General features: G+C 40.6%; 16 protein-coding genes. 5 read left to right on the plus strand and 11 right to left on the minus strand.

Features of this window, described 5'->3' with window-relative positions; all coding sequences use genetic code 11:
• Positions 1 to 70: 70 nt before the first annotated feature.
• A complete protein-coding gene (gene dnaA / locus R2S10_RS19090; RefSeq protein ID WP_316842010.1) occupies positions 71 to 1,504 on the minus strand; it encodes a chromosomal replication initiator protein DnaA in 1,434 nt (477 codons plus the stop codon).
• A gap of 290 nt (positions 1,505 to 1,794) precedes the next feature.
• On the opposite strand from dnaA, the gene R2S10_RS19095 reads away from it, so the two are divergent.
• Both R2S10_RS19095 and R2S10_RS19100 read left to right on the plus strand, forming a co-directional pair.
• On the plus strand, positions 1,795 to 2,520 hold the full coding sequence (locus R2S10_RS19095) for an AcvB/VirJ family lysyl-phosphatidylglycerol hydrolase (RefSeq protein WP_316842011.1): 726 nt from the start codon (positions 1,795 to 1,797) through the stop codon (positions 2,518 to 2,520).
• Between the two features lie 200 nt (positions 2,521 to 2,720).
• Positions 2,721 to 4,637, plus strand: coding sequence for an ATP-dependent RecD-like DNA helicase (locus tag R2S10_RS19100; RefSeq protein WP_316842012.1), 1,917 nt, complete (start codon positions 2,721 to 2,723; stop codon positions 4,635 to 4,637).
• 11 nt (positions 4,638 to 4,648) lie between these two features.
• Here R2S10_RS19100 and R2S10_RS19105 read toward each other — a convergent pair whose 3' ends face one another.
• The 4 genes from R2S10_RS19105 to R2S10_RS19120 all read right to left on the minus strand — a co-directional run bounded on the left by R2S10_RS19105 (position 4,649) and on the right by R2S10_RS19120 (position 7,089).
• Positions 4,649 to 5,893 (minus strand): MFS transporter, encoded by a 1,245-nt coding sequence (locus R2S10_RS19105; RefSeq protein ID WP_316842013.1) that lies wholly within the window; start codon positions 5,891 to 5,893, stop codon positions 4,649 to 4,651.
• Between the two features lie 30 nt (positions 5,894 to 5,923).
• On the minus strand, positions 5,924 to 6,148 hold the full coding sequence (locus R2S10_RS19110) for a hypothetical protein (RefSeq protein WP_316842014.1): 225 nt from the start codon (positions 6,146 to 6,148) through the stop codon (positions 5,924 to 5,926).
• A gap of 9 nt (positions 6,149 to 6,157) precedes the next feature.
• The gene (locus R2S10_RS19115) at positions 6,158 to 6,748 is read right to left on the minus strand and encodes a TetR/AcrR family transcriptional regulator (RefSeq protein ID WP_316842015.1); all 591 of its coding nucleotides are present in this window, start codon (positions 6,746 to 6,748) and stop codon (positions 6,158 to 6,160) included.
• Positions 6,749 to 6,897: 149 nt separating this feature from the next.
• Positions 6,898 to 7,089: a hypothetical protein gene (locus tag R2S10_RS19120; protein WP_316842016.1), complete on the minus strand. Its 192-nt coding sequence runs from the start codon at positions 7,087 to 7,089 to the stop codon at positions 6,898 to 6,900.
• A 201-nt stretch (positions 7,090 to 7,290) separates the two neighbouring features.
• Between R2S10_RS19120 and R2S10_RS19125 the strand changes: the two genes are divergently transcribed.
• Positions 7,291 to 8,238, plus strand: a complete 948-nt coding sequence (locus R2S10_RS19125; RefSeq protein WP_316842017.1) for a lysophospholipid acyltransferase family protein — start codon at positions 7,291 to 7,293, stop codon at positions 8,236 to 8,238.
• A gap of 60 nt (positions 8,239 to 8,298) precedes the next feature.
• Here the strand turns inward: R2S10_RS19125 and R2S10_RS19130 are convergent, their stop codons facing one another.
• Positions 8,299 to 8,763, minus strand: a complete 465-nt coding sequence (locus tag R2S10_RS19130) for a tetratricopeptide repeat protein (RefSeq protein WP_316842018.1) — start codon at positions 8,761 to 8,763, stop codon at positions 8,299 to 8,301.
• A gap of 204 nt (positions 8,764 to 8,967) precedes the next feature.
• On the opposite strand from R2S10_RS19130, the gene R2S10_RS19135 reads away from it, so the two are divergent.
• A complete protein-coding gene (locus R2S10_RS19135) occupies positions 8,968 to 12,057 on the plus strand; it encodes an AsmA family protein (protein WP_316842019.1) in 3,090 nt (1,029 codons plus the stop codon).
• A 113-nt stretch (positions 12,058 to 12,170) separates the two neighbouring features.
• Here R2S10_RS19135 and R2S10_RS19140 read toward each other — a convergent pair whose 3' ends face one another.
• The 5 genes from R2S10_RS19140 to epsC all read right to left on the minus strand — a co-directional run bounded on the left by R2S10_RS19140 (position 12,171) and on the right by epsC (position 17,513).
• On the minus strand, positions 12,171 to 14,393 hold the full coding sequence (locus R2S10_RS19140; RefSeq protein WP_316842020.1) for a GH92 family glycosyl hydrolase: 2,223 nt from the start codon (positions 14,391 to 14,393) through the stop codon (positions 12,171 to 12,173).
• Positions 14,394 to 14,539: 146 nt separating this feature from the next.
• Positions 14,540 to 15,400 carry an endonuclease/exonuclease/phosphatase family protein gene (locus R2S10_RS19145; RefSeq protein ID WP_316842021.1) on the minus strand — a complete coding sequence of 287 codons (861 nt, stop codon included), beginning with the start codon at positions 15,398 to 15,400 and terminating at the stop codon, positions 14,540 to 14,542.
• A gap of 45 nt (positions 15,401 to 15,445) precedes the next feature.
• A complete protein-coding gene (locus tag R2S10_RS19150) occupies positions 15,446 to 15,787 on the minus strand; it encodes a DUF6122 family protein (RefSeq protein ID WP_316842022.1) in 342 nt (113 codons plus the stop codon).
• 36 nt (positions 15,788 to 15,823) lie between these two features.
• Complete coding sequence (gene cysM / locus R2S10_RS19155; RefSeq protein WP_316842023.1) at positions 15,824 to 16,696, minus strand: cysteine synthase CysM; 873 nt, start codon at positions 16,694 to 16,696, stop codon at positions 15,824 to 15,826.
• Between the two features lie 4 nt (positions 16,697 to 16,700).
• Entirely contained in the window at positions 16,701 to 17,513 is an 813-nt protein-coding gene (gene epsC / locus R2S10_RS19160; protein WP_316842024.1) for a serine O-acetyltransferase EpsC, read from the minus strand.
• 172 nt (positions 17,514 to 17,685) lie between these two features.
• On the opposite strand from epsC, the gene R2S10_RS19165 reads away from it, so the two are divergent.
• Positions 17,686 to 18,069 carry a hypothetical protein gene (locus R2S10_RS19165; RefSeq protein ID WP_316842025.1) on the plus strand — a complete coding sequence of 128 codons (384 nt, stop codon included), beginning with the start codon at positions 17,686 to 17,688 and terminating at the stop codon, positions 18,067 to 18,069.
• Position 18,070: the final 1 nt, after the last annotated feature.

Consider the following 18,070-nt stretch of genomic DNA (forward strand, 5'->3'; position numbering starts at 1 on the left):
AAAACCGGGAATGAAAATCTCTTACGATTTCTATTCCCGGCTTTATATATATTTTGAAATGCTTTGCAGCTTAGCTCATTTTCAGCTTTTTCTCAATGTCATTCACATAAGCTCTGAAAGTCTTGTCTGTTTGAATCAAATCTTCTACCGTCTGACAAGCATAAATCACTGTGGAGTGATCTCTACCACCAAAGAAGGCACCGATTGTTTTCAAAGAAGACTTAGTCATTCCTTTTGATAAATACATAGAGATCTGACGGGCCTGAACGATTTCCCTTTTACGGGTCGGCGCTTTTAATAAATGTACCGGAACTTCAAAGTAGTCGCAAACCAGTTTCTGGATGTAATCCATTGAAACTTCTTTTGAGGTGTTCTTGATAAAGTTCTTCAACATTGATTTAGCCAATTGCAAATCAATTTCTTTCTTGTTCATTGTAGATTGTGCCAATAGCGAAACCATTGCACCTTCCAGCTCACGAACGTTGTTGTCGATGTTATTAGCTACGTATTCTACTACTTCATCAGGAAGGTCAATTCCATCCGCATACATTTTCTTTCTTAAGATCGCGATTCTGGTTTCCAGTTCAGGGATCTGAAGATCTGCTGAAAGGCCCCATTTGAAACGACTCAATAAGCGTTCCTCTAAACCTGTAAGGTCTTTTGGAGACTTATCTGAAGTGATGATGATCTGCTTACCTGATTGATGTAAATGGTTGAAGATATGGAAGAAGATATCCTGAGTTTTTTCTTTTCCGGCGAAGTTGTGAATATCATCCATGATGATCACATCCATTGCCTGATAGAAGTTTACGAAATCATTGATCGTATTGTTTTTCAATGATTCTACGAACTGCTGACAGAACTTTTCACATGATAAGTAGATCACTAACTTATCAGGAAGGTTTTGTCTGATTTCATTTCCAATCGCCTGTGCCAAGTGGGTTTTTCCCAATCCTGAAGCACCATAGATCATTAATGGGTTGAATGAAGTTGCACCAGGTTTTGCTGCTACCGCATGTCCTGCCGAACGGGCAAGGCGGTTACAATCCCCTTCCACAAAAGTATCAAACGTATAGTTTGAGTTCAGTTGTGGATCTACATTCATTTTTTTCAATCCAGGAATCACAAATGGATTCTTAATGTCTCTGTTCACATTTACAGGAACCGGCATAGATTGTTTCCTGTTGGTAGAAGACATGCTTCCGTTTGATGGCATATTAGTCGTATAAGGTAGTGCTCCATTTGTAGACTTGTCTACCACTATATTATACTCTAAACGTCCTTCCGCGCCAAGTTGTTGTTTAACCGTTTTACGTAATAATGCCACGTAATGCTCTTCCAGCCACTCGTAGAAGAACAAACTAGGTACTTGTACAGTTAAAACGCTGCCTTCTAGCTTAAGGGCTGATATCGGTTCGAACCAGGTCTTGAAGCTCTGGGCCGGGATATTATCCTTTATGATTTGGAGACAGTTATTCCATACTTGGGTACAAGTGTTTTGCATAGGTTCTCTTTAATTTTACGGTTTTATACTTCAAAACTTCGAATGGATCCGCTGTTTTGGGAGTGCGAAGATCATAAATTTTACTAACATTGAGGCGGAAAATTTCACCTTTTTCCTAACTCGCTCATTAGTAAATTAATACGGAGGGGATAACTAAATTTGGTTGTGGATAACTACGAGATATCCACAAATAAAGATTTCCACATTTGAGCGTTTGGAGGAATTTTGCTCTAAATTACATTATAAATATGAGATCCACCATATCAAAATCATAAAGAATAAAAAGAATAATGGATCATTTAAAAAGAGGTCTGCTGATCGTTACCTTACTTCTCCTTTCGGGCTGTGGATTATTTCTGCGCAACCGAAAAACCGCGCATGCAGGCATCGAGAAGTACGATTATGACCTACCGGTGATACTTTACCCCTCTGAGGTACCGGCTTCCCGAAAGCTGATATTCGTTCTTTCCGGAGATGGGGGCTGGCTGGATTTTGAAGATCAGCTGGCACAGCAGTTTTCAAAAAAGGGCTTTCAGACCGTAGGTTTCAACACCAGGAACTACTTCTGGGTACAGAGAACGCCGGAAGAACTTTCCCAACACTTGTTATTACTGTTGAGAACCTACCGCAGGATGTACCATGCCAATGAGATTTACCTCTGTGGTTATTCGTTTGGGGCAGACATTATTCCCTTTGCCTATAACCGTCTTCCCTACCTTGCAAAAAACAGGATCAAAGGGATTCAGCTCTGCTCCCCTTTTGCAAGCAGCGACTTTAAAGTACGTACCTTAGACCTGCTCAATATTGCTGCTGATGACAAACCTTACAAGGTGATTCCGGAACTGAAAAAGATCAGCATCCCTATCCTCTGTTATTATGGGGAAGACGAAAACCCTAAAGCATTAAAAGACATCTCCCTTAAAAACTTTCAATTGATCCTGCTGCCCGGTAGTCATAGTTATGAAGCCGCTGCCTTGGAAACGATTGTATCCGGAGCGATGAACAAGCTGCCTTAAACAGGTAGCGAGAACAAGCAGCATGGATTAGAAGTATTGATATCGAGATATACTGATATCAAGATTTATAAAAATGAGTTCCCCCTCCGCTCCATCCTACTCATTTGATTGTCAGCAAGTACTCCTGAAATTACCTCCACTAGTCAAATGATCCCCCTTTAATCGGTATGATTTACGAAATTTAGGTTAAATTTGCCCCCATGAGTACTGTGGATTCCGCCAATGAAATTTTTGACAATGTCATCTCCTTTATAGAATATACCAATCAGAGCATTTTCCTGACGGGAAAGGCGGGGACCGGAAAAACCACCTTACTCAGAAGAATAAAAGAGACTACAGGGAAAAAGACGGTGATTGTTGCACCAACAGGTGTAGCGGCCATGAATGCCAAAGGAGTCACCATCAACTCACTCTTTCAACTGCCTCCGGGATCTTTCTTTCCTGGGGATGTCAACTTAGCCAGTTTAAGAGCTGGTGTGGTTTCTATAAAAAGCCTCCTTACTGAACTGAACTATTCGAAAGAAAGAAAAACATTACTGATGGAGCTGGAGCTCATGATCATTGACGAGGTGTCTATGGTGCGCTGTGACGTGATCGATGCAGTGGATGCGATACTTAGGATGGTCAGAAAAAATGATGCGCCCTTCGGTGGCGTACAGCTCTTATTGATCGGAGATCTTTTTCAATTGCCTCCGGTAACGAAAAGAGAAGATTGGGAGTTGTTGAGTAAAATCTATCCTTCCCCTTATTTCTTTGAAGCCACTGTGGTAAAACAAAACCCTTTATTACAGGTAGAGCTGAAACAGGTTTTCCGTCAAACGGAACCGGAATTTGTGGACATCCTGAATGACATCAGGAACAACCAGATTGGTGATGAGAGGTTGGCGATCTTAAACCAACGCTTTGACCCTTCCTTTAAACAAGCGGAAGGCTCTAACCACATTATCATTACTTCTCATAATGCAGAAGCGAATACCATCAACAATGAAAAAGCTGATGAGCTGGAAGGCGAAGACTTTGTTTTTGAAGGTCAGGTGGAAGGGACATTTAGTCCGCAGGTATTACCGGTTGAACAATCTTTAAGGCTTAAAATAGGTGCGCAGGTCATGTTCATTAAAAATGATACTGGCGACGACAGGAAATTCTACAATGGTAAAATTGGAAAAGTAAAATCAATCAAAGGAGAAGAAATCTACATCTCTTTTCCAGATGAGGAAGAAGATTTATTATTGGAAAGGTCATCATGGCAATCATTTGAATACAAAGCCAATGAAAATAATGCCATCGTTCAGCAACAGGTAGGTGAGTTTTTTCAATTCCCGATCAAATTAGCCTGGGCAGTAACAATACATAAAAGTCAGGGGTTAACCTTTGATAGTGCCATTATTGATGCCGGAAACTCTTTTGTATCTGGTCAGGTCTATGTGGCTTTAAGTAGAGTAAGAACTTTAAATGGTTTGATTCTTCGCTCTAAGATCAACAAAGAAAGTCTGCGGTCGAATCTCGAAGTACTGAATTATATGAAAATCGGCAATGTGGATTCTTTAACAGATTTCCTTGCTGCTGCTCAGGAAAGATACATCATTCATTTATTTAGCAATGCTTTCTCTTTTAATGAGCTGACAGAATCTTTTGAAAAGCTAACGGCAGACCATGAAATCATGAAGTCTACTGATCCGGAATTCCGTTCCATGATTGGTAACCTGAGCAGATCAATTGAAGCGCTTCAAGGTGTTTCTTTAAGATTCCAATCCCAACTTAGGCAGTTGCAGAAAGAGAGCGGCCTTACAGATCCTACGGCCATTCATACCCGAATGGATGCCGCTTACAATTACTTTGCAAAAGAACTGACTTTGCAAGTGATCAATCTTTTGAACAAACATATCCGTACCAAGCCGAAAAACAAATCAGACCAGAAACTAGTGGCCTTGTTTACACAACACCGTTTGGTGGCAGACCATAAGATTTTCAAAATACGGGCTGCAACGGAGATCGCCAGCAAAGCCGCGAATTGGGAAAATCAACATGAGCTGATGAAAAAGATTCAGGAAGTATTGAAAAAGAAAGCAAGTGCAGCCGGGGCCTCTCAAAATGCCATCACCATGCAGCTTTTTTAAAAGTTGTTATGCTATGCCTGTCCTTTCTTTTTCACCATCACATTTACGCGGTACACAAAGAAAGCACAAATGAGAACCAATACAGAAACCACTATTCCTAAAGTATCATAGTGTTGCAGCGGACTGCTCTTTGTTTCCTGCGTAACGATTAAGCCGGCGCAAAGTGCAGCGATACCACCTGCTACCTGTTGCAGGGAGGCATTGACACTCATGAACGCTCCCCTGTCCTTTTGATCAGGGATACTCATCGTTAAAGTCGTTGCAGGAATCATTCTGCTCATGATCCCCATAAAAAGAATCATATTTAAGACCACCACCTGCCATAAAGGAATCGGGGCCATATTGGTATAAATCAGGATCATCACTACGGCAAGTAAAGAGCCTCCACAAAAGATCATAAACTTATCCATTCTATCACTGAGCTTACCAATCAAAGGCATCACCACGATAGAGCCCATGCCTGTAAACATAAACACCATTGGCAATTCTTCCTGCGTGATATTGATGTTGTTGATCAGGTAGGCACTTCCAAATGGCATCAGCATAAAACCTCCGACACTTAAAAAGGCAGTGGCTAAAAAACCCGTTTGATAAGATGGGTTAGTTACTGCATGCCAAAGGTGAAGGAAGGCATTTTTATCCGATTGAATGGCCAGGTGTTTATCGATTGGCTTTACTTTGAAAACTACGGTAACTGTGATGGCAATTGCCAGGATCACGATCATGTAAAAAGCGGCATGCCATCCCCAGATATTGGCTAAATAAAGGCCGATAGGAATGCCCAAAATCTGACTGGCAGCAAAAGCCATTTGCACAAAGCCCATCACTCTTCCACGCTGATGAACCGCAAAAAGATCGGTAACGATCGTCATAGAAATCGCGCCAATTACACCACCAAAGAGACCGGTTATAATCCTTGCGCCCAATAACATTTCGTAAGTGGTAGACATCGCGCAGCACAAAGTGCCGACAATAAAGCCCGTATAGAAAAACAGCAACAACTTTTTACGGTCAAACTTGTCCGCAAAACCTGCGGCCAGAATTCCGGATGCGCCGGCACTAAAGGCATAAGAGGAAACCACAAGGCCAAAACCTTTAGGCGTAATCGATAAAGACTTCATCAGGAAATCACCCAATGGGGCAAGCACCATGAAATCCAGTACGATCGTAAATTGTAATAAAGCCAGTAAAACAATGACTAGTTTTTGATAAGCAGAAAACGGTGGCGCAATCTGGCTGGGTATATTTTGATCCATTTATTTTTGGAGGGAATTATTAATTGAAGGTTAGGTTAATTCTTCGCATTGGTAGCCATGTTGGCTTACCAGTGAAATGACTTCATTGAGCTGGATTTCATTTGAAACTATCCTCAGTACGCAGTCCACATCTTCCTGGTCTACGGTCCATTGGTTAATTTGATGTTGTGCCATCAGCTGAGTCATAAACTCTTTGTCGGTTGCGGTGTGGATATTCGTTTTAAATAACAACACGCTTAATCCATTAATTTCCATGTTGGTGGTTTATTTTTTAAAAGCTTTCAATACTAAATCAAAAGAGGCCCATAGGATTTCATCGGTCAGGATGAAAGGTCTGCCTCCAATACTTCGCCCCTCGTTATGAAAACGAACCAGGGCATACAATGGGCCAAAAGCGACCGACCAATACGTTTCCATTGGCATCGCTTCTACCTCTCCATTGGCTACTGCCTTTTCCATAAAAACACCCAGGGTTTGTTTAAAGGTCTCGGTCATGGATTCGAAAATCTTCTCCTGATACGTCGAGGTTCTCAGTTGTTCAATCATTTGACAAGTCAGGGGATTTTCCAGCATACATTTGGCACGATGCTCCCATTGGTGTCTCAATCCTTCTGCGAAAGAAAATTCCGGATCAAAGCCTTCCAGCATCAATGCGCTCAATCTTTGGGTTTCTTCCATACCAATTTGAAGAATCAGATCGTCCTTATCCTTGTAATAGATGTATAATGTGGCCACAGATATGCTACAGGATTTTGCCAGTTTAGCCATGGTAAAGCCTTCAAATCCGACTTCCACCAGGAGTTCTACGGCCTTCTCTTTAACCAACTCTATTTTATTTACATCTCTGATTCTCATTGCTTTTGATTGAGCAACAAATATAAATGAATATTCATTTAGTTATAACAGAAATGAAGAATTTATTTTCCGGGCAATAAAAAACCCGGCAAAATATGCCAGGTTGATTTCATTTTGATACAGCAGGCTGTATCTCATTCCTCTATTTCTTATCCCTCGATGGCCTGAGCCAGACTCGAGCCCTCCTTGGTCAGTACTTCAAAATGATTGTCTTTTGCCAGCGTTAACAATTGGTGAATAAAGGCTGTAGCATTAGGATAAACAGACCTGTCGAACTTTAAAATAGTTTCAATTTTATTTACTGCATTTACATACTCGTCATTTACTTCTTTTTGATTCATAATGTTTTTCTTTTTAAGGTGAGATTTGATTGACAGGACACAAAATTCAGGCCACCAATCGCTTATAGAGGATCGCATCACCATAACCGGGGCATTCCTGAAAATGACGATTTCGTGATCCACACATTTGCAAAAACATTCCGCTCTTTTTATTTTTGCATTGCTTATCCATTATGGTGTCTTGGCCAAAAGATTCAGCTTATGATTCAACAACAAGGTAAATCACAATATGGGGCCAAAGACTCCATCAGCATTGCTGCCAGACTCAGTTCAAAATTCGGCATCTTTCTCCTGAATACATTATCCAGGCTTCCGTTTTCCCTGCTCTACGTCTTCTCAGACTTTCTTTATTTTATCATCTACAGGCTAGTCGGTTACCGGAAAACTGTAGTTCAGAAAAACCTGCGAAATGCCTATCCTGATAAAAGTCCGCAGGAACTGAAAGCTATAGAAAAAGACTACTATAAACACCTGTCCAGGATTATGGTAGAAATTTTCAAAATGCGCACGATGTCTGAAAAAGAAATGAAAGCGCGTGTAAAGTTTAAAAACCTGGATCTGGTGACCCGATATTTGGATCAGGGACAAAGCATTCTGCTCTGCTCCCCCCACTATGGAAACTGGGAATGGTCGGTATTGGCGATGGCTTTACATGTGAAGGCACATATTTACACCATTTACAAACCTTTGAGTAATCCCTTGTTCGACAAATGGTTTTACCAGACCCGGAACCGGTACGGGAACACCATGATTCCAATGAGGAATACCCTGAGGGCAATCAAAAACAGCGAAAATGAAACCTCTATCTTTTGCTTTGCCAATGACCAGGCGCCGCCCAAAGATGAATCCCACCACTGGGTAGATTTCCTGAACCAGCCTACCTCCTTTCACCTGGGCGTTGAAAAGATTGCACAACGCACAAAGCGTCCGGTTTTTTATGCAGAAATGAAGGCCGTTGGAAAAGGTTATTATGAGATTGAATTTTCGCCTATTTCTTTGAGTCCAGAGCAAACGGAGAGCTTAGAAATCACAAAAAGTTACGCTGATAAATTAGCGAAAACGCTAAATGAGGCTCCTCCATATTGGCTATGGAGTCATAAAAGGTGGAAGCACCAACCAGAAATGGCTCAAAGCTCCTTGCCGGCATAAAGCTGAGGCGAGGAAATTTGAGCCATTTAACATTGTATTCGCTTTGCTGCGATTTTAGCTTTAGGCTTTTAAATCTGCATTAGCTTTTAAGAAGTCAAAATATTTCTCTTCTTCACCATAAAAGATACCTTCTGGTTCTAATTGATAAGCTTTCAACAGATATTCTTTAGCTTTTTCTTTATCTCCTTTTTGCAGGTAACACTGACCTAAACGCAACATCACAAAAGGATTGGCTTCTACATCTTCTTCTGTATTGCTTTTAGCAGTTTCAAAATAAGTTAAAGCTGTTTTAAAATCATCCTGAAGGAAATAGGCATCTCCAATAGAAGCATTTAACCAAACGCTTTGGATGTATTGATTTTGAGGCTCCGGGATTAAAGCTAAAGCTTCTTCCCATGCACCGATAGCACTATCAAAATCATCTTCATCAAAATAATCGTTTCCACTTTCTGAAAGCTTTAGGATTTCGTCCGCTACCGCGGTAGAAAGCTCAGGTGCTGCACCCTTTACTTCTTCTTCACTCATAATCTTATCTTTAAATTTTCTGACATTACAGAATGTCTGTTACAAATACAATATTCGGCTTTTTTTTCGGGGAATACCATCCCTCTTCACATTTTCTCCTGCTAATTTCGAGGAGATATTCTTAAATCACACGGACTTAGCCGTATGTTTTTCAGCTATAAAGAATTACATTTGCAGGCTGAATACATTAACATACACACAAGTTTGAAAAAAGTTCTTAAAATTACGGGGATAACGATCGCCGCTATCGTATTGCTCTTATTTATTACCCCATATCTGATGCCCAAAACCATTTCTGAAGCAGTGGAAAAATGGGTCAACAAAAATATCAAAGGAGAAGTTAGTTTTGATGACAGCAGTTTATCTTTCATCAGACATTTTCCATCCTTAACTTTAAGTCTGCATAATTTCACGTTAAAAGGTTCCGCACCTTTCCAGCAGGACACGCTTTTATCTACCAAAGAACTCTCTTTCCGTGTAGACCTGAGTACCATCTTTTCAGATCAGATTAAGATTGATCAGGTTTTCATTGATGAGGCCAATATCAATGTGCAGGTAGATGAAAAAGGGAATGCGAATTACAATGTGTATGAAAGCAAACCTGATACTACCAAACAAGTAACTGAAAGCAGCAATACTGCCATCAAAATCGAGGGGATCTTTATTAAAAAGAGTAACCTGAGTTATAATGATAAATCAGTACCCATGCTGATCAGCGCGAAAGGGTTGAATTACTCGGGACAAGGCGATTTTAGTCAGGCGATCTTTGATTTGAAAAGTCAGGCGAATATTGACAGTCTGGATGTGGTTTATGCCGGTTCTCCTTACCTATTGGGTAAAAAGATCAATGCCAAATTACTTACCAAAATCAACACCAACTCATTAGACCTGATGTTTGATGAAAATGATTTACAAATCAACTCTTTACCTATTCATTTTGTAGGCCGTTTCTCTTTTATTAAAGATGGTTACGACATCAACTTTAAGACCAAGGCTAAAGAAACCGATCTTCATAATATCTTCTCGGCTTTACCTGCTGCAATTGCCAGCAGAGTAGAAAAAACGAATATCAAAGGTTATGCAGAAATCGAAGCTTCTTTAATTGGTAAATACCTGGCGAAGAGCAACACCATGCCTACTGCGACTTTCAATATGAAAATCCGTGATGGTGAGATTTCGAATCCTAAAGCTCCGGAATCCATTAGTAAACTATACCTGAACTTACAAACCAGGCTACCAAGCTTAAACATGGACAGTCTGGTGATCAATATGGACAGCTTATATTTCAATATGGGTAAAGACCGATTGAGTTCTGTGGTTAAATTAAATGGTTTGGTTAGTCCTGAAATATACATCAAAACCCATGCTTCTATTGACCTGGAAAAATGGGGTAAAATTTTCAGTGTAGACCTGATCAGGGGTCATTATGAGATCGACCTGCATGCGGATGGTAAATACAGCAAAAAGGTTGTAAGAAGTGGCATTAGAAGAGTAGACACTGTGATTGCTACCATCCCTAAATTCAAATTGACTTCTAAAGTGAGCAATGGATATTTCAAATTTGCTTCTTTACCCGCAGCCATTGATAAGATCAATTTCAGTATCAATGGAAACAATCCTGATGGCAATTATAAAAACACCAAACTGGAAATCAGCGACCTCAACATCCAGGCTTTAAGCAGTTATATCCGGGGTGCCGCAAAATTGCAAACTGCGGAAAACATGCCGGTTGATCTTCAATTGAAATCTATGGTCAACTTTGCAGAGATCAAGAATTTCTATCCTTTAAAAGACCTGGAACTGAATGGTGAGCTTCATGTAGACCTGCAGAGTAAAGGTAACTACAACAAGCTTAAAAAGCTGTTCCCAGTCACTACAGCTTCAATTCAACTGGGGAATGGCAGAATCAAAACAGCACATTTCGATCAGCCTCTAGAGCAGATTGTGATTGATGCTGCCCTGGTCAATAAAGATGGTAAGTTAAGAGGTACACAGTTGAACATCAAACCGATCTCTTTCCTAATGGCCGGACAGCCTTTTATGCTGAAAGCCGACGTAAAGAATTTCGAAAATGTAGCCTATAACATCAGCTCAAAAGGAACGATCGACATCGGGAAAATGTACCAGCTGTTTGCGGTTAAAGGCTATCAGGTAAAAGGTTCTGTTTTCACGAATGTTTCTTTTAAAGGATTACAGAGTGATGCCATGAACGGACGTTATAGCAAATTGAATAACCGTGGTCGCGTGGTGGTAAAATCATTAAACCTGGAATCAGATATGTTTCCAAAAACTTTCCTGATCAAGGATGGTGTATTCTCTTTTGCGCAAGACAAGATGAAGTTTGAAAACTTCCAGGCCAGTTATGGTAAATCTAACATCAGCATGAAAGGTCACCTGGGCAATATCATCAACTATGCCTTATCTGATAAAGCAAAGTTAACTGGTAAATTTACGATGAACACCAAAGCATTGTATGCGGATGAGTTTATGGCTTACAATGGCGTTCCTGTTGAAGCATCGGGTAAACCGATCTCGAGTAATGGCGTGATCATTATTCCGAGCAATCTGAATGTGGAGTTGAACGCAAATGCAGGTACAGTGTATTACAATGACCTGAAAATTAAAGATGCAAAAGGTACACTGGCACTCAACAATGGTGTCATGACTTTACAGCAGGCAAGTTTCAACATGATTGATGCACCAGTAATGATGGATGCAACTTACAAGAGTTTAAGTCCTAAGTCGGCCAGCTTCGACTATCATTTGACTGCCAAAGAATTCGACATTGCCAAAGCTTATAAAGAGATTAAGTTGTTCCGTGAACTGGCTACTTCTGCTGGCAAGATGAAAGGTATAATCGGTTTAGATTACCAGCTTTCCGGTAAACTAAACAAAGATATGTTCCCTGTATTCCCTTCTTTGAAAGGTGGAGGGGTACTTTCCGTAAAGAAAATCAGCATGAGCGGATTTAAGCTGATGAACGCAGTTGGTAAAGCCACCAGACGTGATAGCTTAAGCAATCCAGACCTTTCTGAGATCAAGATTAAAACCACCATCAACAACAACATCATTACGATTGAAAGGTTTAAGATGCGTGTTGCAGGATTCAGACCTCGTTTTGAAGGTCAGGTGAGTTTTGATGGGCGCTTAAACTTAAGCGGCAGATTAGGCTTACCTCCTTTCGGATTGATTGGTATTCCTTTGAGCATTACCGGAACCCAGGATAAACCTAAGGTTGCACTCAAAAGAAACAAGGATGCAAAACTGGAAGAAACAGAAGAAGACAGCGACTAAAATCAAATAGATTTTCAATATAAAAAAACAGCCTTTAGCATTTACATATGCTAAAGGCTGTTTTTTTTTGAAATCATCCTCAATAAAACGGCATCATCAGGAAGACAATATTGTTATTTTAAGGTGATAGACTTAGGACGGTCTGCCGGGTTTACACCCCAGGTTTTAGAAGGTTTGCTGCCCATGAAAAGGGTCAGTATTCCACCTGAAACCAGGTCTTTGTGTGCTAAATATGATTTTTTATACGGTTTGCCATTCAACGTGGCCCTTTGGATATACTTGTTTGTTTTGCTGTTGTTGATCGCTTTCAATTGAAACTTTTTGTTTCCTGGCAGCTCAATTACCGCATCATTTACCAAAGGAGAACCGAATACATAAGTTCCATTGGCTGGATTGACTGGATAGAAGCCCATTGCAGAAAACACGTACCAGGCCGACATCTGACCTAAATCTTCATTACCGCAAAGGCCATCTGGCTTATTGGTGTATAATGAATCGGTAATCTGGCGAACAAGATCTGCTGTTTTCCATGGTTGCCCAGCGAAAGCATATAAGTAAGGGATATGGTGGTTAGGCTCATTTCCCTGTGCATACTGACCGATTAATCCGGTAATATCAGGGGAACTTCCTTCTCCCATTTCTGAACTCATGCTAAACAAAGTATCTAGTTTTTTAGAGAATGGACGGTCGCCACCAAATAAAGAGATCAAGCCTTCCGGATCCTGAGGTACCAACCAGGTGTATTGCCATGCATTTCCTTCTGTATAATCGTCTTCACGGTGTTTCGAAGAAACCGGGTTAAAAGGCGTACGCCATTGGCCGTTTTCAAGTTTTCCACGCATAAAGTTGCTCTGCTTGTCGAAGTATTTGCTGTACAGTTTGCTACGTTCAGTAAAGTATTTATAATCGGCATCTTTACCCAATGCTTTTGCCATTTGGGCGATACACCAGTCGTCGATGGCATATTCCAAACCTTTGGCTACAGATTCAATCACTTTGTCGGAAGGAATATATTCCAGCTTTTGCGCGTACTCAATACCTTCTACTTTCTGCATCGCCGAATGTTTCATCGCTTCGTAAGCAAGCTTCACATCAAAGCCTCTGAAACCTTTTAAATAAGCATCTACAATAATTGGCACCGCATGGTAACCGATCATCGTATTCGTTTCATTTCCCATCAGGTGCCATACCGGAAGTTTGCCTTGTTGCTGGTAAATCGCCAGGAAAGAGTTGACTACATCTGATACTTTATCCTGGTGTAAAATCGTAAACAAAGGATGGTAAGCACGGTAAGTATCCCACAGTGAGAAAGTGGTATAGTTGGTGAATCCAGGTTTGTGGTACACCTTTTTATCGGTACCTCTGTAATCTCCATTCACATCATCAAATATCGATGGTGCGATCATGGTATGGTATAAGGCGGTATAGAAGGTCTTTTTAGTGTCTTCATCCGCAGTGATTTTCAATTTTGACAATTCCTTTTCCCATTTGGTATCGGCTTGCTGATGCACTTTATTGAAGTCCCAACCTGGAATTTCAGCATCGATATTGGCTAAAGCATTTTCATAGCTCACCGGAGAAAGTCCTACTTTAAGTTTCAGTACCTCCTGATTGATGGCATCGAAATGTAGTACGGCCTTTACGCCTTTAGCTTTCAATTCATGATCATTTTTCATCATGCTACTGCTATCAGACAAGGCTAAACGGCTCAATGGTTGAGAAATTTTAACAGCAAAGTACAGACGTTGGTCATTGGCCCATCCTTTAGAAAGACGGTAACCTACCAGCGTGGTGGCATCAATTTGTTTGACATAAGTTTCTACCGGAGTATCCCATCCTACACCTGCTTTCAAGTCAATCATCACATGTGGTTGATCCTGACCTTTTTCAAAGGTATATTGGTGGAAACCGACTCTTTCAGAACTGGTCAATTCTGCTTTGATTTTGTATTTATCCAGCATTACGCTGTAATATCCGGCTTTCGAAACCTCACGGTCATGAGAGAAAGTAGATACATAATTTTGTTGTGAGGGCCCTGTTGCCGGCATCACCAGAATATCATTCAGGTCGCCGATTCCGGTACCACTCAAATGGGTATGAGAAAATCCAATAATGGTGTTACTGGCATAATTGTAACCGCTACACCAGTCCCAACCTCCAAAAACGTTTGTCGGGCCTAGTTGAACAGCACCGAAAGGGACGTTAGCGCCAACAAACACGTGGCCATGAGCCGCAGAGCCAATATGTGGATCTACGTATTTGGTAAGTCCGTTTTGAGCAAAAACCTGCCCTACAGAAAGCAGGATGCCCAGAAACAAAAGGTATTTACGCTTCATTATTTCTTAGTATATAGTAAGTGAATATAGACCCGAAGTTACAAATATTTGTGATCAGGCAAACTTATCCAATGCCAGATCTTCAAAAAAAAACGAGCTATAATACAAAGCTATATCTATTTAGCAATAAAACAAGTCCCAGGACTTTAGTTCGCAGGAATGCTAAGTAAAATACTCAAAGGGTAATGATCAGAGAGCTGATCTGTGACCGCATCTTTCACAATAATAGGTTTGGTTGCGTTTTTTTGTAAGTCGGGGGAAACAAAAATATAGTCGATTCTTTCTTTTGAACTATCCGGAACCGGGCCAAAGACCAAGGTAGGATAACTAAAATTAAAGCCTTTAACTTTCATAGACCAGGTGTCTAAAAAGCCTTTCTGAATCAGGTACGCAGGGATTCCATAATCCAATAGACCGTTATTCGCATTGCTGATCTTACTGCTGCTATCACTGCGTAACATCGGTGTTAAGCGGTCATGTCGGTTATAAGCCATGCTATCCGTTGCTGCAAGGCTATTCAAATCACCCATGATCAGAATCTTTTTAGAGATCGACCAGCGTTCCAGGCTATCCGTAATTGTGCTTACTTCTTCCCTCCTTTTCTCATGGGAAAAAGGTGATAAATGTACCACTACGAAATTCATGTTTTTAATCTTAGCCGCTATGAAACCATGGTGCATCCCCGCGATTACTTTTTTGACATCCGTAATTGGATATTTTGAGGAAATACCTACGGCATATCCTTTTTCCTTGGCCAATACTGTATAAGGATGATCAATAGCTGCTCCTAATCCCTGCAACTCCTGCGCGGTGATGTTTACCAATTCCTGATAAGCGATTACATCTGCCTGCTGGGTTTTTGCCCAGGAAACAAAACGTGCTTTACGATCGGCCTCAGCTTCGAAATAATTGTATACGTTATAAGAAATGATTTTGAGTGCAGTTTGTGCTTTTAATAGCTGATTGGTAGCCAGCATCAGGAAAAAGAAAAGGGTAATACGCTTCATATCGCCTAAAATAGAAGAAAAATTTGGCTTTCTTTTAGAAATGTATTACCTAAACCAATGCAACCACTGACAATCCTGCCAGTCGGTAAACATGTGAAAGATCAAGCCAACCGCAATGATTCGCGTTTTAGGGAAGAACAATAGGACAAAATAAACAGCGATTGCATTATAAGAATGCAGTGGATGATAACCTACACTGCACCTTCCCGGATCAAAAATTGGTGTAGCCAGTAAATGATCCGCATCCACCAGCATTGTAGCGATCATGATCAGCCATGCTTTCTTCCATTCCTTTCTAAAAAATGCATATGCAATTAAGCCCGGCATTAGAAAATGCATACCATAGTGCAGTACCGACTTTAGTATATTCAATAAATCAGGGCTCATGTTTTTCGTTTAATTTCTTTCTGGAAACTTGGGGAATTAACCAAAAAGTTCTGAGCTTAAATATCGGTCGCCCCTATCGCAGGCAATAAACACAATGACCCCTGAACTCAACTCTTCCGCTAGTCTGAGGGAGCAAGCCAGGGCACCTCCGCTACTCATTCCTGCAAAAATCCCTTCCACTTTAGCCAGTTTCCTGGTCATTTCTGTGGCTTCAACCTGAGAAACATCCATCACACGGTCTACTCTGCTGGCGTCAAATATTGCTGGCAAATAGGCGGCCGGCCATCTGCGAATACCTGGAATTGAAGATTCTTCTGTTGGCTGACAACCCACAATCTGGATCTCCGGGTTTTGCTCTTTTAAAAACATAGAGTTCCCCATGATGCTCCCTGTAGTACCCATTGAACTTACAAAATGGGTAATCTGCTGGTTCGTATCTCTCCAGATTTCCGGACCGGTAGTTTTATAATGTGCCAGGTAATTGTCTGGGTTAGCAAACTGGTTCAGCAGGAAGTAGCCCTCTTGCGCGCCTTTTTCTTCTGCATAATCCCTGCAGATCTCTATAGATTCCAATAAAGTCACCTTTGCACCATAAGCTTCCATCGTCAGCGTACGTTCTCTGGTAGAATTCAGAGGCATCACTAATTCAATTTCTATCTCATAAATACTTGCAATCATCGCCAATGCAATTCCGGTGTTGCCACTGGTTGCTTCAATCAGCTTTGTTCCTTTTTTGATGTCGCCGCGTTCTATTGCTGAGCGAATCATGTTCAAAGCAGCTCTATCTTTCACGCTTCCTCCAGGATTATTACCTTCCAATTTCGCGAAAATCTTCACTTTTGGATTGGTATGCAATTTCTGAATCTCTACTAAAGGTGTATTTCCTACAAATTCTATGATATTTCCCATGGTATTAGTCTTTTTGTTTGGTCTCAATTACTTTAATGGATGATTGGTGGTAAACGGTAGAATGTGAAGGCACTGATTTCGTTAACCATACGTTTCCTCCGATGATGGAGCCTTCCCCGATCACTGTTTCTCCCCCTAAAATCGTTGCTCCTGAATAGATGATCACCTGATCTTCGATTGTTGGATGACGCTTGGTATTGGCCATATATTTTTCTACGCTCAATGCGCCCAGGGTCACTCCCTGGTATAGTTTTACATGGTTACCGATTACTGTGGTTTCCCCAATTACAATACCCGTTCCGTGATCAATGTATAAATATTCCCCGATTTTAGCGCCCGGATGGATGTCGATTCCGGTTTGAGAATGGGCATATTCTGTCAATATTCTTGGGATTAAAGGGACGTCGGCAATGAATAAGGCATGTGCAACGCGATACATAGAAATTGCCATAAAACCTGGATAGCTCCGAATAATCTCGAACTCGCTTTTTGCTGCGGGGTCACCGGTTAAGATTGCCGAGATATCGGTATTCATCTTACGGTATAACTCCGGCAGTTCTTTAAAGAAGCTTTTAGAAATCAATTCATTATTACAGTCTTTACATGCTTTCGTCGAATTTAAGAGTGACGTTAGCTCTAGTTCTAATGCTGCAAAATGATGCTGGATTTCTCTCAGTGTATATTTCGGAAATGTAGAGCGCTCCGGATACACCATACTCATTAGATTGGTGGCCCATGCGGCAATGACCGCATTCGAAGGCACGGCTTCTACATGGTTCTGCTTATTGAAAATATGAAGATAAAATTCTTCGCTCATCTTTGATTTTATTACTGTTTTGTTTGAAATTGTAAAGGAATGAAAATTATTACAAATAAAAAGAGGAGATAACTGATTTTAAGTCATAACCTGTCCTTATGACTTAAGGGTTAACAATATTTAAAGCTATATTCGCATACAAAAATTTACATTAAAGCTATTTCCCTGAAATATGTCCGAAGCATTTGAAATACTATATTTCTTCAACACCCCTTTCAATTCTTTAGTCGAGATTAAGCGACGCAATTTTGATTCAGAAAGTGATCCTTCTAAGGTGTTCTTCTGGATTCTTTACGAAAAAAAGACCCATAGAATTTATCCTTTACAATTTATTTCGATGAAGGATGAACCTTTAGTACAAGAACGTGTTTTTAAACAAGGAACTTTTTCTTTTAATGAGGAAGAGGGTACTTTATTAAACAGCAGTGATAAAGCAAAAATGGTCCTGAAAAGGATGCCAAATACGACAATGACCCGATTGTTAAAAATCAGGATTGAAGAGTTTTTGCTCACACTGGATAAGCAAACAGAAAAACAATTAGAAAAACTACTGTAGT

This window comes from Pedobacter gandavensis (assembly GCF_032678745.1).
GTDB classification, from domain to species: domain Bacteria; phylum Bacteroidota; class Bacteroidia; order Sphingobacteriales; family Sphingobacteriaceae; genus Pedobacter; species Pedobacter gandavensis_C.

What these genes read in the sequence shown, in the direction of transcription:
- dnaA (WP_316842010.1), bottom strand. Translation starts at nt 1,504, where the DNA reads ATGCAAAACACTTGTACCCAAGTATGGAATAACTGTCTCCAAATCATA.
- R2S10_RS19095 (WP_316842011.1), top strand. Translation starts at nt 1,795, where the DNA reads ATGGATCATTTAAAAAGAGGTCTGCTGATCGTTACCTTACTTCTCCTT.
- R2S10_RS19100 (WP_316842012.1), top strand. Translation starts at nt 2,721, where the DNA reads ATGAGTACTGTGGATTCCGCCAATGAAATTTTTGACAATGTCATCTCC.
- R2S10_RS19105 (WP_316842013.1), bottom strand. Translation starts at nt 5,893, where the DNA reads ATGGATCAAAATATACCCAGCCAGATTGCGCCACCGTTTTCTGCTTAT.
- R2S10_RS19110 (WP_316842014.1), bottom strand. Translation starts at nt 6,148, where the DNA reads ATGGAAATTAATGGATTAAGCGTGTTGTTATTTAAAACGAATATCCAC.
- R2S10_RS19115 (WP_316842015.1), bottom strand. Translation starts at nt 6,748, where the DNA reads ATGAGAATCAGAGATGTAAATAAAATAGAGTTGGTTAAAGAGAAGGCC.
- R2S10_RS19120 (WP_316842016.1), bottom strand. Translation starts at nt 7,089, where the DNA reads ATGAATCAAAAAGAAGTAAATGACGAGTATGTAAATGCAGTAAATAAA.
- R2S10_RS19125 (WP_316842017.1), top strand. Translation starts at nt 7,291, where the DNA reads ATGATTCAACAACAAGGTAAATCACAATATGGGGCCAAAGACTCCATC.
- R2S10_RS19130 (WP_316842018.1), bottom strand. Translation starts at nt 8,763, where the DNA reads ATGAGTGAAGAAGAAGTAAAGGGTGCAGCACCTGAGCTTTCTACCGCG.
- R2S10_RS19140 (WP_316842020.1), bottom strand. Translation starts at nt 14,393, where the DNA reads ATGAAGCGTAAATACCTTTTGTTTCTGGGCATCCTGCTTTCTGTAGGG.
- R2S10_RS19145 (WP_316842021.1), bottom strand. Translation starts at nt 15,400, where the DNA reads ATGAAGCGTATTACCCTTTTCTTTTTCCTGATGCTGGCTACCAATCAG.
- R2S10_RS19150 (WP_316842022.1), bottom strand. Translation starts at nt 15,787, where the DNA reads ATGAGCCCTGATTTATTGAATATACTAAAGTCGGTACTGCACTATGGT.
- cysM (WP_316842023.1), bottom strand. Translation starts at nt 16,696, where the DNA reads ATGGGAAATATCATAGAATTTGTAGGAAATACACCTTTAGTAGAGATT.
- epsC (WP_316842024.1), bottom strand. Translation starts at nt 17,513, where the DNA reads ATGAGCGAAGAATTTTATCTTCATATTTTCAATAAGCAGAACCATGTA.
- R2S10_RS19165 (WP_316842025.1), top strand. Translation starts at nt 17,686, where the DNA reads ATGTCCGAAGCATTTGAAATACTATATTTCTTCAACACCCCTTTCAAT.